The following is a 12,856-nucleotide window of genomic DNA, read 5'->3' as shown; positions in this document are numbered from 1 at the left end:
ATTGCGATGACGCATTTATATTCAGCACCTTGCCAGCCGCTCCATGCCCGTCTTGAATTTCTGGAATGGGAAAGTCGTTTTTTTGGTCTTGATAGCGCTATTCTGCACTTTGACGATGACGCCTCGCCGCTGAACCCACAAGCGCTGGCTGGCTGGGCGCGGGTGCAGGCAAAAGTAGCTGCCAGCGATACGGCGCGTATTGAGGCCCTACAACAACGGGGCTTTCAGCTGGTGGAGGGAGAAATTGATCTGCTGTTGCCTGTCGGTCTCCCCAACGCAGCAGGGGGTGAAGTGGCAACATCGGCAGATATTCCACGATTACGCCAGCTGGCGGCACAGGCTTTTACTCATAGCCGTTTCCGTTCTCCGTGGTACGCCGCGAATGCCGACAGTTGTTTTTATGCCCAATGGATTGAGAACGCGGTACGGGGCCGCTTCGATGATCAGTGCCTGATTTTTCGTGCTGCCAATGGTGATATCCGTGCTTTTGTCTCCCTGCGCCAGCATAATGAGACACAAGCCCGCATTGGCCTGTTAGCAGGACGCGGTGCCGGAGCAGAATTGATACAAGCGGCCCAGCGCTGGGCTTATGATCACGGATTTTCTGCGTTGCGGGTTGCCACTCAGATGGGGAATACCGCTGCCCTTAAGCGTTATATTATGAGCGGTGCCAATATAGCGCACACCGCATACTGGTTATACAGGTGATATGATGATCCCCTTTAATGCGCCCCCAGTGGTGGGAAGCGAACTTGAGTACATACAATCGGCCCTTGGCAGTGGCAAACTATGTGGTGACGGGGCTTTTACCCGCCGCTGTCAGCAATGGATAGAACAGCATTTTGGTACGGCGAAGGCGTTGCTGACTCCCTCCGGTACTGCCGCACTGGAGATGGCCGCATTATTACTGGATATCCAGCCCGGTGACGAAGTGATCATGCCGAGCTACACCTTCGTCTCTACTGCCAACGCTTTTGTTCTGCGTGGGGCCAGAATTATTTTTGTCGATATTCGTCGTGACACCATGAATATTGATGAAACACAGATCGAGGCGGCGATAAGTGACCGAACCCGGGCGATTGTGCCGGTACATTATGCCGGTGTCGCCTGTGAAATGGATACCATCATGGCGCTGGCAAAACGCTATCATCTGATGGTGGTCGAAGATGCGGCTCAGGGCGTAATGTCAACTTACAAAGGCCGGGCGTTAGGGACGATCGGCCATATCGGCTGCTTTAGTTTTCACGAAACGAAAAACTATACTGCGGCGGGTGAAGGTGGCGCGGTGTTAATTAATGATAGCCAGCTGATCGAGCGTGCGGAAATTATCCGCGAGAAGGGCACCGATCGCAGTCACTTTTTCCGTGGTGTGGTGGATAAATATACCTGGCGTGATATTGGCTCCAGCTATCTGATGTCTGATGTGCAGGCGGCCTGTTTATGGGCGCAACTGGAAGTGGCGGAGCAGATTAATCAGCAGCGACAGGCGTTATGGCAGCGCTATTATGATGCGCTGCAACCCCTGGCGCAGGCCGGGCATATCGAACTTCCCGCGGTTCCGGTGGGTTGTAGTCACAACGCGCATATGTTTTATATCAGACTCCGCGACATGGCAGAGCGCAGCAAGTTGATCGCCTGGCTGAGCAAGCAGGAGATCATCGCGGTATTCCACTATATCCCACTGCACAGCAGCCCCGCAGGCAAGCATTTTGGTCAGTTTCATGGTGAAGATCGTTTTACCAGCGCTGAGAGTGAACGTCTTTTGCGTCTGCCGCTGTTTTATAACCTGTCATTTGCTGACCAGCACACGGTGATCAATGCGCTGTCAGACTATTTCTCCTGATATGTCGCTGGCGAAAGCGTCATTATGGACGGCCACGTCGACACTGGTCAAAATCATGGCCGGATTGCTGGTGGTGAAACTGCTGGCTGTTAAATTTGGCCCCGCCGGTATTGGTCAGGCAGGTAATTTTCGCCAGTTGATAACCGTGCTGGGTGTGCTGGCGGGTGCCGGTATTTTCAACGGTGTCACCAGGCTGGTCGCGCAGTATGCGGATGATCGGCAACAACTTAGTGCTGTCACCGGTACGGCATCCACGATAGTCCTTTGCTCCTCAACCTTGCTGGCACTCCTGTTCCTGCTGGCTGCCGCGCCTGTCAGTCAGGTCGTCTTTGGCCATACCCATTACCAGGGGGTGATACGCCTTGTGGCTCTGGTTCAGATGGGCATCGCGTGGAGCAACCTGTTACTGGCAATGATAAAGGGCTTGCGCGATGCAGCGGGCAATGCGTTATCGCTGATTATCGGCAGCCTGGCAGGGGTTGTCGTCTACTGTATTTGCTACTCTCTGGCTGGCTATCAGGGTGCATTGCTGGGTCTGGCGCTGATGCCAGCACTGGTGGCTCTTCCGGCGGCAGTGGCGCTATATCGCCACAACGCACTGACACCCAGTGATTTCTTCCCGCGCTGGGAGAGTGACTTTGCAAGGCAGCTTTTCAAATTTACTCTGATGGCACTGATAACATCACTGACTTTGCCGGTGGCTTATGTGATGATGCGAAACTCACTGGCGAAGTATGATGGCTGGCAGGCGGTGGGGTTATGGCAAGGTGTGAGTACATTTTCCGATGCCTGGCTGCAATTTATTACCGCTTCATTTAGCGTTTATCTGTTACCGGCGCTGTCGCGCCAGACGGTAAAAACAGCGCTGATCCGCGAAATTATCAATACGTTAAAATTTGTTCTTCCGCTTGTAGCAACGATAAGCTTAGCTATCTGGCTGTTGCGCGATTTCGCCATCGGGTTGCTGTTCTCTGAGCGTTTTTCAGCGATGCGCGATCTGTTCGCCTGGCAACTGGCAGGGGATGTATTGAAAGTCGGGGCTTATGTTTACGGCTATCTGGTGATCGCAAAAGCATCACTACGCCTGTATATTCTGGCGGAAGTGAGTCAGTTTACGCTGTTGATGCTGTTTTCGTCCTGGCTGATTCCGGCCCATGGCGCGGCAGGGGCGGTACAGGCATATATGATGACCTATAGCGTCTATTTTGTTGTTTGTAGTGGCGCATTTTTACTTTGGTGCAGACGAGGATGACAACACTGATACATGTACTGGGGTCCGCGATTCCGCATCACAATCAGACCATTTTACGCTTCTTTAATGACCATCTGGCCACCGATGATCCACAGGCAAGAACATTTATGATCGTTGCCGGGAGCAACGATATGGCTGAGGCTTATCCGCGATTATCTGTCACTGGTTATCCGGGGAAAATGGCGCTGGCCAGGGCGGTCATCGCGCGGGCAAAAGCGGATCGTCATCAGCGTTTTTTTTTCCACGGCCAGTTTAATAGCCGCTTATGGATAGCGCTGCTCAGTGGAGAGATCCACCCGTCTCAGTTTAACTGGCATATCTGGGGGGCTGATTTATATCAAAATGCCACCGGTCTGAAATTTCGTCTTTTCTATCCCGTCCGACGGCTGGCACAGAAACGGGTCGGCCATGTCTTTGCGACACAGGGGGATCTGAACGAGTTTGCCCGCCGCTGTCCCCATGTCCCAGGCAAACGGCTCTATTTCCCGACGCCGATGGCGCTGAACGGTCATTATCGACGGGTCAGAACTTCATCCAGGAGAGAAAAGCTGACTATTCTGGTCGGCAATTCAGGGGATCGCAGCAATCAACATCTTGCGGCATTACATGCTATCCATCGACAGTTCGGTGATACGGTGAATGTCATAGTACCGATGGGGTATCCTGATAATAATGCGCAATATATTGAGGAAGTGCGCACCGCAGGAGTGACGTTATTCGGCGCCGGACAGCTACAGATCCTGAACCAGAAACTGACGTTTAATGCTTATCTCGACCTGCTCCGCCAGTGTGATTTAGGCTACTTCCTGTTTGCGCGGCAACAGGGTATTGGCACATTATGTTTATTGATTCAGGCCGATATCCCCTGTGTGCTGAATCGGGATAACCCATTCTGGCTGGATATGACTGAACAGGGTATTCCGGTACTGTTTACCGATGATGTGCTGACGCCTGAGCTGATATATGCAACACAGCGCCAGTTAGCACAGATGGATAAAAGCCGGATTGCCTTTTTCTGCCCGAACTATCTGACCGGCTGGCGTCAGGCGTTACCGCTGGCGGCAGGAGTGAACACATGACGTTAATGCAGTTTTGCGGATTGCTGGTCATCTGGCTGCTGTCGACACTCTTTATCGTGACGACCACCTGGTTTGAGTTTCGTCGTGTACGTTTTAACTTCAATATATTTTTTTCGCTGCTGTTTTTACTGACCTTCTTTTTTGGTTTCCCGCTGACCAGCCTGCTGCTATTCCGTTTCGATATCGCTATCGCGCCGCCCGAAATATTGTTGCAGACTTTGCTGGTCTCCGTCTGTTTCTACGCGATCTATTACGTCAGTTACAAAACGCGGATCAGTTCAGTGACCCGGACATATCCGGCTCGTCCGTTGTTGACGGTCAATCGGGTCGAGGCGTGGCTGACCTGTGGAATGCTGCTGGCGGTGGCATTATTATCTGTCGGGATTTTCTTTGTTTATAACGGTTTTTTACTGTTTAAATTGAGCACCTATAGCCAGATCTTCTCCAGCGAAGTCTCTGCGGTGGCATTAAAGCGCTTTTTCTATTTTTTCATTCCGGCGATGCTGGTGATTTATTTCCTGCATCAGAGTTATAAAGCGTGGATCGCCTTGCTGGTGAGCACGGTGGCATTCGGTTTATTAACCTATATGATGGTTGGCGGAACGCGCGCCAACATCATGATCGCGTTCGCGATCTTTTTATTTATTGGCATTATGCGTGGCTGGATAAACTTGTGGATGTTGTTTATCGCTGGCATTGCCGGGATCAGCGGAATGTTCTGGCTGGCGCTCAAACGTTATGGCATGAATGTCAGTGGTGATGAGGCGCTTTACACCTTCCTCTATCTGACCCGTGATACCTTCTCGCCGTGGGAAAATCTGGCGCTGCTGTTGCAAAACTATGACCAGATCACTTTCCAGGGGCTGGCACCGATGATCCGTGATTTCTACGTTTTTATTCCAGGCTGGCTGTGGCACGGACGGCCCTCGCTGATACTCAACAGCGCGAACTACTTTACCTGGGAAGTGCTGGATAATCACTCCGGGCTGGCGATTTCACCGACGCTGATTGGCTCGCTGATCGTGATGGGGGGGATCTGGCTGGTGCCGTTGGGCGCGGTGGTGGTTGGACTGATTATTAAATGGTTCGACTGGCTTTATCAACAGGGGAACCGCGAGCATAATCGCTACAAAGCGGCGATCCTGCATAGCTTCTGTTTTGGTGCCATTTTCAACCTGATCGTCCTGGCGCGGGAAGGGCTGGATGCATTCGGCTCACGAGTGGTATTTTTCGTGGTTATTTTTGGTGCTTGCTTGTTAATAGCAAAACTATTATATGGACTGCTGAAAAGTGCGGGACTGATTCAGCCACGGATCATGCGGCAATCGTAAGTTTAATAAAAAGTGAACATGACTATAAATACTTCTGCGCCCTTGTATCTGTTGCGGGGATTACAGCTGATTGGCTGGCGTAATAAGCGCCATGCGGTGGACTACTTATATCGCGATGGTGCTATTCGCCAGGGAACGCTGATCGCTATCAATGCGGAAAAAATGCTGGCGGTCGAGGATGACCCGGAAATCCGGCAGTTAATAGAGGCGGCAGAGTTAAAATATGCGGATGGTATCAGCATTATCCGTGCATTGCGTAAAAAATATCCCCAGGCAAAAGTGGCACGGGTGGCTGGCGCTGATTTGTGGGAAGCGTTGATGGAACGTGCCGGGATGCAAGGCACCCCCGTTTTCCTGATTGGCGGAAAGCCGGAAGTGCTGGCACAGACCGTACATCAGCTGCGTGAGCGCTGGCAGGTTAATATTGTCGGTAGCCAGGATGGTTATTTTACTGCGGATGAGCGTCAGGCTTTGTTTGCTCGCATACGTGATAGTGGTGCCCGGATTGTGACTGTCGCAATGGGATCACCCCGTCAGGAGATAGTGATGCGCGATTGTCGGGCGATCTACCCATCGGCGTTATATATGGGTGTAGGCGGAACTTACGATGTTTTTACCGGCCACGTCCGCCGGGCGCCGAAGTGCTGGCAAAACATGGGGCTGGAGTGGTTGTATCGCTTGTTGTTACAGCCGACGCGAATAAAACGGCAGATCCGTCTGCTGCGCTATTTACGCTGGTATTACACCGGGCAACTCTGATGCTGCCCATTGGTGGCAGGATGCCGCTTAATGGATTCACTGACAAAGCGTTTATTTGTCACTTCGACAAAATCAGCGTCCATCAAGTCAAACAGCCTGATGGGGTAGATTCTTATTAACAATAGATAAAAATAACCGGTTTATGCTCCTTTTCTGGGTCAGAAGGGGAAGCAGAAACTCAAAATTCGGCAAACAACGACAATAAAACAAATACCAGAGGCAATATGACAGAGAAAAAAACCGAGCTTCATCGTGGTCTGGAAGCCAGACACATTGAGCTCATCGCGTTGGGTGGAACCATTGGGGTAGGATTATTTATGGGCGCGGCCAGCACGCTAAAGTGGGCCGGTCCTTCTGTTTTACTGGCGTATATCATCGCGGGCTTATTTGTCTTCTTAATTATGCGCTCAATGGGTGAAATGCTGTTTATTGAGCCCGTCACCGGCTCTTTTGCTGTTTATGCCCATCGCTATATGGGCCCGTTTATGGGGTATCTGACCGCCTGGTCATACTGGTTTATGTGGATGGCGGTTGGGATTTCTGAAATTACGGCGATTGGCTTGTATGTGCAGTACTGGTTCCCGCATCTGGCGCAGTGGATCCCGGCGTTAATCGCCGTCGGACTGGTGGCTCTGGCCAACCTGGCGGCGGTACGCTTATACGGTGAGATTGAATTCTGGTTTGCCATGATTAAAGTGACCACCATTATCGTCATGATCATCACGGGACTGGGGGTGATCTTCTTTGGCTTTGGTAACGGTGGCCAGACACTCGGTTTCGGCAACCTGACAGAACACGGTGGCTTCTTTGCCGGGGGCTGGAAAGGTTTTCTGACCGCGTTATGTATCGTGGTGGCTTCGTATCAGGGGGTGGAACTTATCGGGATCACCGCTGGTGAGGCGAAGAACCCACAAGTGACATTGCGTAGCGCGGTAGGCAATGTTTTGTGGCGTATTCTGATTTTTTATGTCGGGGCCATTTTTGTTATTGTCACCATTTTCCCGTGGGATCACATTGGTACTAATGGCAGTCCTTTCGTTCTGACCTTTGCGAAAATCGGTATTACCACCGCCGCCGGTATCATTAACTTTGTGGTTCTGACCGCGGCGCTTTCTGGCTGTAATAGCGGCATGTATAGCTGTGGACGGATGCTCTATACACTGGCCAGGAATCGCCAGCTACCCCCGGTCATCGCCAGAGTGTCGCGTCATGGTGTCCCGGTCATCGGAGTGGCGCTGTCGATTGTCATTTTGCTGACTGGCTCCTGTCTGAACTATATTATTCCTAACCCGCAACGTGTTTTTGTCTATGTTTATAGCGCCAGCGTATTACCGGGGATGGTGCCGTGGTTTGTGATCCTGTTTAGCCAGATTCGTTTTCGTCATCTGCATCAGAAGGAGATGGCACGCCATCCTTTTCGTTCACTGTTTTTCCCGTGGGCGAACTATTTAACCATGGCATTTCTGGTTTGTGTACTGATCGGGATGGGATTTAATGACGATACCCGCCTGTCGCTGCTGGTGGGGATGCTGTTTATGGCTGTCGTCACGCTTATCTATAAGATCTTTGGCCTTGATCGTCAGCAAGATATTGAACGCCAGCCAGATTAACGCACAAAATGCACAAAGCATGAGCAAACAGACGTTTTATTGCAAAAGGCACTGGACAGCGGAGGGGGAAGTCCGTATTATCCGACTCCGCAACGGCGCTAAGCGCCCGTAGCTCAGCTGGATAGAGCGCTGCCCTCCGGAGGCAGAGGTCTCAGGTTCGAATCCTGTCGGGCGCACCATTTACCCGGTGTCAGAGCTGCGGTGGACTGTGAATGTGGCAGGGCCGCGTAAAAAAATTTGTTGTGGTGGCTATAGCTCAGTTGGTAGAGCCCTGGATTGTGATTCCAGTTGTCGTGGGTTCGAATCCCATTAGCCACCCCATTATTTGTCAGAGTTGTGCATTGCGAAGGTGGCGGAATTGGTAGACGCGCTAGCTTCAGGTGTTAGTGTCCTTACGGACGTGGGGGTTCAAGTCCCCCCCCTCGCACCACAGCTTTTATGAATTAAAGCAGAAGTTAAAACAGCAGTATTTCGGCGAGTAGCGCAGCCTGGTAGCGCAACTGGTTTGGGACCAGTGGGTCGGAGGTTCGAATCCTCTCTCGCCGACCAATTTCTAACCCCGCTCAGGCGGGGTTTTTTTATTGCGCGCTCTTCCGGTAACCGAAAGAGATGCTTCACTGCCTTGTTTTATCTCGTTTACCAGACAGAAGATCAGCTGAGATCTTCTGTCTTGTGGACAGGCTTCAGGCGTTATGCTCTTGCCCTTCTTTCGGGTCCACTTTCGGTGACTGCGGATTATTCTGTAAGGTCAGTATCAGGCCATCACGACGCATCGCGGCGGCTTCTTCTGGTTGATGCAGGTGATCAAGCACATCGGCCAGCCAGGCGTAATCAAAAGTATCCGGACGTTGCTTGAGCGCGGCACGAAAGGCGACACTGGCCTCCTGCCATTCACCATGATTCATCAGGGATTGTCCCAGGGTGCTCCATAGCAAAGGATTATCGCCCACCGTTTTAATCTGCTGACGTAATATTTTTTCCAGTTGCTGTGGATTGTTGGTTTTCAGCCGCGGGATCAGCATCACTAACTGATCGTTGTACTGTTTTTTCAGGCCATCAATAATAATCTGCTGAGCGGTGTCGTGATCATCGCTCTCAATCAGTAGACTGGCGATCGCCACCTGCAAGGGCAGCTGGTGACGGATTTTACGGCTTTGGTTTTTCCACCATTCGCGCAGTCCCTCGCTGCCACGATCAGCCAGCGTCTGTTGCATTAAACCAATCCAGGCCTGTTGTTGTAGCTCGGCGTAGTGTGCTTCATCGCCCACTCCCGCTTTCGCCATTGCCGGGAGGATATCCAGCAGTGAATTCCATGCACCGGTACGGATATACGCTTGTTCGGCCAGGCGCAGCACTTCGGGATGGCGTGGCGTTATTTCCAGAAGTTTATCAATACCATGGCGAGCAGCATGATTTTCGTTACGCGCAAGCTGCAAACGAACACGGGTGATATCCACCGGGATCATGTCATCTCCGGCCAGCTCGGTAGCACGTTGCAGATGCTGATTAGCACGGGCTTCATCGCCGCGTTGTTGTGCGGCTTCCGCAGCCAGCAGATAGTTCACTACCGGTTGTCCGGCGTAATCGGCATTTTTGGTCATCAGTTTTTCAACTTGCTGGTAGTCGCCTTCTGCCAGTTTCAGTAATGCCTGTTCGGTTTGTTTGCGCGCCCGGCGCTGTTTACGCCCGGTAAACCAGTTTCGGGTATGAGCACCGGTACGGAAAATACGCCGCAGTACCCATTCTGCAACAAACAACGCCACCATAATCAGGATCATCATGATGACCAGCCCGGTGACGCTGGTTTCGATATTGTAATTATCTGTCTGGATCAGAACATAACCCTGATGACCAGAAATAATCGGGCCAATCACAATCCCGGCGATTAACAGCGCGAAGAGTAAGAGCGTTTTCAACATACTTTACTCTCCTTGTGGGGTCGGTGCGGAATCGGTCTGATCCGGCGCTGCCGCAGGGTGTGCCATCAGGCTGCGTACCCGTGTTTGCATCAGCTTTTCAACCGCCGCCGGACTCTGCAGATTATCTGGCACACTCATTGCGATATTTTGCTGCCCCAGTTTATCGATATCCTCCAGAAAAACTTTGGTGGCGGTATCGGCGGTGTCGTAATAGGCGCGTACCCAGGTTGAAACGTTATCCAGCGCTTGTTTATAGGTTTCCTGCTGATGACGCGGTACCGCCTGGGCGGCAATTAATAGCTGAGAACGAATATTTTCCCGCAGATAGATATCCTGATTAGGCGCCAGTAGTGGCACAGCCGTTTCATCACGGCGTCGGATGGTAATGAAGCTATCCATAAAACTCTGCCAGCTCTTTTGCAGATTGCTCCGCCATTCGCTCAGCGAGCCGGATAGCGTTTCGCTATCGGCGTCCATAGGCGAGTCACTCTCGTTATTGTCAGCAAGACGCAGGTTGTCAATCTGATTGGCGAGCTGGTTTACTTTGAGAATGATGCCGTCATAATCGATTTGACTGACCGCGGCCAGCGCGGTGATATCGGCAGTAATGATACGACGAACGTTAATCAGACTGGGATCATTCATCTCGGCGAGACTGGCATCGGCACTTTTGAGCAGGGCCACGGCAGTGGTGATATCCTGATCGCTCCACAGTTTACGACCCGCCGCTTTGACCAGAAAGTCGGCTTGCGCCAGCAACCAGGTTTTACCATCGCTACTGGTAATAACCGCCACTTTTTGCTCGATTTCTTCCAGTTTTTTAGTCAGCGTTGCCTGCTGATGCAGGACTTCAGTAAGCTGATCCGCTTGTTGTTTGATCGTCTCTGCAAGCTCATTGCCGTGCTTTTCCTGTAAGGCTTGCAGCGAGGTGATCCGATCAGCGAGATCCTGGCTGACTTCGCTTTGCTGAGAGACTTGCTGTTTATGCAAGCTAAACAGGCTGATACCTACGGCGAGGGCAATAGCGATAGCGACACTACTCAGCACGAGACTGGTCTTATTACCGCAATTTTTCGCTGTAGGTTGTGGCGTTTTGTCTACCGCATCTCTGGTCTCTTCAGGCACGGCGGATTGCTGCTGTTGTTCCGTCATTATGGCTTCCAATCATTGAGCGTTATTGTAATGCGCGCAGTAGCGCATCGTTATCAGCGCTATCGGCAACCTGGATATCCTGCCAGCCCAGATGATGAGCCTGCCGGGCCAGGCGTTCACTGACAACTAAAATACGACAGCGCATGAGCCATTGTTCGTGATACCGTTTTGGTATCAGCGCCCAAAGTTGTTGTAGCATCTCACCACTGGTAATCACCACGGTTGTGACGCCACAAGACTGCCAGCGTATCGCTTCTTTTTCACCATCATAATGCTTTGCACTACGTTGATAACATTCACAAAAAGTGACATCAGCGCCGCGTTCTCGCAGCGTTTCACTTAATAATTCCCGGCCAGCGTTTCCACGCAGAAGGAGCGCTTTCTTACCGGCAACATTTTTCAATTCAGGTAATTGTAGCAAGACTTCGCTGATTTCCCGCTCTAATGGATAGCGAATATTTTTACCGCTGACGCGATGTAATAGCCCGGCTGTCGTGCGACCAGGGGTGAAATAATCAGGCGCCTGTGGCCAGGATTGACCGCACTGTTGCAACTGCGCATCGGCAAACTCGACCGCACGCCGGGAGAGGGCGAATAGCAGATCGCCAGCCGATAAGGTGGCGAGTTGCTCGCTTAAGGTATTAAGCTGGCGACCCGGAATAAATTCAATCAGTGGAAAACCCCAGGCTGATTTCCCCAGTCCCCGCAAACGACAGACCAGTTCTTCACTTTGTGGTAATGGACGGGTGACCAGGATGCTCATTCAGGGGTTTTCTCCGCTATAAACTGCAGTGAGAATTTCGCCAGCACCGTTATGCAGCAGTTCTTCCGCAAGGCTGACACCAAGCTGTCTGGCGTCGTCCGGTGAGCCACGCCGCTCACCGCGTATCAATTGTGAGCCATCCGGTGCGCCCACCAGGGCACGTAACCACAATTCACCGTTGTTCAGTTCGGCATAACTGCCGATCGGCACCTGGCAGCCCCCTTCCAGCCGGCTGTTCATCGCCCGTTCGGCACAGACGCGAAGCGCTGTTTCGGGGTGATTTAATGGCGCAAGCAGTGTCTGTGTCCGGTGATCGTCAAGGCGGCACTCAATGCCGACCGCGCCCTGGCCAACCGCAGGAAGTAGCTGTTGTGGCGTGAATAGCTGACGAATACGCGCTTCCAGCCCCAGACGTTTAAGTCCGGCGGCGGCCAGAATAATGGCGTCATATTCGCCACTATCCAGTTTAGCAAGGCGGGTGCCGACATTGCCACGCAGTGAACGGATGATCAAATCCGGGCGCCAGGCCGCTAACTGACACTGACGGCGCAAACTGGATGTCCCGACGATGCTGCCATCTGGCAGGGCATCCAGCGAGGTATAGTGATGAGAAACAAAAGCGTCGCGCGGATCTTCGCGTTCGCAAATGGTCACCAGTCCCAGTCCTTCAGGAAATTCGACAGGAACATCTTTCATCGAATGGACAGCGATGTCTGCGCATTTTTCTATCAGCGCACGTTCTAACTCTTTAACGAATAACCCCTTACCGCCGACCTTCGCCAGAGGCGTATCCAGGATCACGTCGCCGCGCGTCACCATCGGGACAAGTTCGACGGTTAATCCTGGGTGACAGAGTTTCAGGCGCTCTTGTACATAATGTGCCTGCCATAGGGCAAGCGGGCTCTGTCGGGTGGCAATTTTTAAAACGTTGTCTGGCATGTTGGCTACCGTTATTATCGACTATCTATTATCCTAACATTGTTAACTTAGGGATGTTAGTTTTGTGAAAACACAGATATCACACTTCCATGCCGCATAGCGATTAACAGGAAAATATTTATTAATATTATTTTATCAATAAATTAACAAATTAATATCAATACGACACATGTAACAATAATTTGTTGATTTTACAGGTGACGTACTCA

The 12,856-nt window shown here is 51.7% G+C and carries 11 protein-coding genes and 4 tRNA genes; 11 read left to right on the top strand and 4 right to left on the bottom strand.

Going from position 1 to position 12,856, the window contains the following annotated elements; all coding sequences use genetic code 11:
* Positions 1-6: 6 nt before the first annotated feature.
* The 11 genes from rffC to PT300_02335 all read left to right on the top strand — a co-directional run bounded on the left by rffC (position 7) and on the right by PT300_02335 (position 8,423).
* On the top strand, positions 7-708 hold the full coding sequence (gene rffC / locus PT300_02385; protein ID MDF7679519.1) for a dTDP-4-amino-4,6-dideoxy-D-galactose acyltransferase: 702 nt from the start codon (positions 7-9) through the stop codon (positions 706-708).
* 4 nt (positions 709-712) lie between these two features.
* Positions 713-1,843 carry a dTDP-4-amino-4,6-dideoxygalactose transaminase gene (rffA, locus tag PT300_02380; GenBank protein MDF7679518.1) on the top strand — a complete coding sequence of 377 codons (1,131 nt, stop codon included), beginning with the start codon at positions 713-715 and terminating at the stop codon, positions 1,841-1,843.
* Between the two features lies 1 nt (position 1,844).
* Positions 1,845-3,095, top strand: coding sequence for a lipid III flippase WzxE (gene wzxE, locus PT300_02375; protein MDF7679517.1), 1,251 nt, complete (start codon positions 1,845-1,847; stop codon positions 3,093-3,095).
* Entirely contained in the window at positions 3,092-4,174 is a 1,083-nt protein-coding gene (locus PT300_02370) for a TDP-N-acetylfucosamine:lipid II N-acetylfucosaminyltransferase (protein MDF7679516.1), read from the top strand. The genes wzxE and PT300_02370 overlap by 4 nt, the downstream gene beginning before the upstream one ends.
* The gene (gene wzyE, locus PT300_02365) at positions 4,171-5,505 is read left to right on the top strand and encodes an ECA oligosaccharide polymerase (protein MDF7679515.1); all 1,335 of its coding nucleotides are present in this window, start codon (positions 4,171-4,173) and stop codon (positions 5,503-5,505) included. The genes PT300_02370 and wzyE overlap by 4 nt, the downstream gene beginning before the upstream one ends.
* Positions 5,506-5,523: 18 nt before the next feature.
* On the top strand, positions 5,524-6,264 hold the full coding sequence (gene wecG, locus PT300_02360) for a lipopolysaccharide N-acetylmannosaminouronosyltransferase (GenBank protein ID MDF7679514.1): 741 nt from the start codon (positions 5,524-5,526) through the stop codon (positions 6,262-6,264).
* Positions 6,265-6,488: 224 nt separating this feature from the next.
* On the top strand, positions 6,489-7,874 hold the full coding sequence (locus PT300_02355) for an amino acid permease (protein MDF7679513.1): 1,386 nt from the start codon (positions 6,489-6,491) through the stop codon (positions 7,872-7,874).
* A gap of 102 nt (positions 7,875-7,976) precedes the next feature.
* Positions 7,977-8,053 (top strand) — tRNA-Arg (locus tag PT300_02350).
* 66 nt (positions 8,054-8,119) lie between these two features.
* Positions 8,120-8,195 (top strand) — tRNA-His (locus PT300_02345).
* Positions 8,196-8,217: 22 nt separating this feature from the next.
* A tRNA-Leu gene (locus tag PT300_02340) sits at positions 8,218-8,304 on the top strand.
* Between the two features lie 42 nt (positions 8,305-8,346).
* Positions 8,347-8,423 (top strand) — tRNA-Pro (locus tag PT300_02335).
* A gap of 134 nt (positions 8,424-8,557) precedes the next feature.
* Here the strand turns inward: PT300_02335 and hemY are convergent.
* The 4 genes from hemY to hemC are packed head-to-tail and all read right to left on the bottom strand — an operon-like array spanning position 8,558 to position 12,647.
* Complete coding sequence (hemY, locus tag PT300_02330; protein MDF7679512.1) at positions 8,558-9,793, bottom strand: protoheme IX biogenesis protein HemY; 1,236 nt, start codon at positions 9,791-9,793, stop codon at positions 8,558-8,560.
* 3 nt (positions 9,794-9,796) lie between these two features.
* The gene (gene hemX, locus PT300_02325) at positions 9,797-10,945 is read right to left on the bottom strand and encodes a uroporphyrinogen-III C-methyltransferase (protein MDF7679511.1); all 1,149 of its coding nucleotides are present in this window, start codon (positions 10,943-10,945) and stop codon (positions 9,797-9,799) included.
* Between the two features lie 22 nt (positions 10,946-10,967).
* Positions 10,968-11,708 (bottom strand): uroporphyrinogen-III synthase, encoded by a 741-nt coding sequence (hemD, locus tag PT300_02320; protein MDF7679510.1) that lies wholly within the window; start codon positions 11,706-11,708, stop codon positions 10,968-10,970.
* Positions 11,709-12,647: a hydroxymethylbilane synthase gene (hemC, locus tag PT300_02315; GenBank protein MDF7679509.1), complete on the bottom strand. Its 939-nt coding sequence runs from the start codon at positions 12,645-12,647 to the stop codon at positions 11,709-11,711.
* Positions 12,648-12,856 lie beyond the last annotated feature (209 nt).

The organism is Enterobacteriaceae bacterium ESL0689 (genome assembly GCA_029433525.1).
GTDB lineage: Bacteria > Pseudomonadota > Gammaproteobacteria > Enterobacterales > Enterobacteriaceae > JAQTIF01.
The sequence above is the reverse complement of the archived record's forward strand: the minus strand, read 5'-3'. Positions and strand labels throughout refer to the sequence as shown.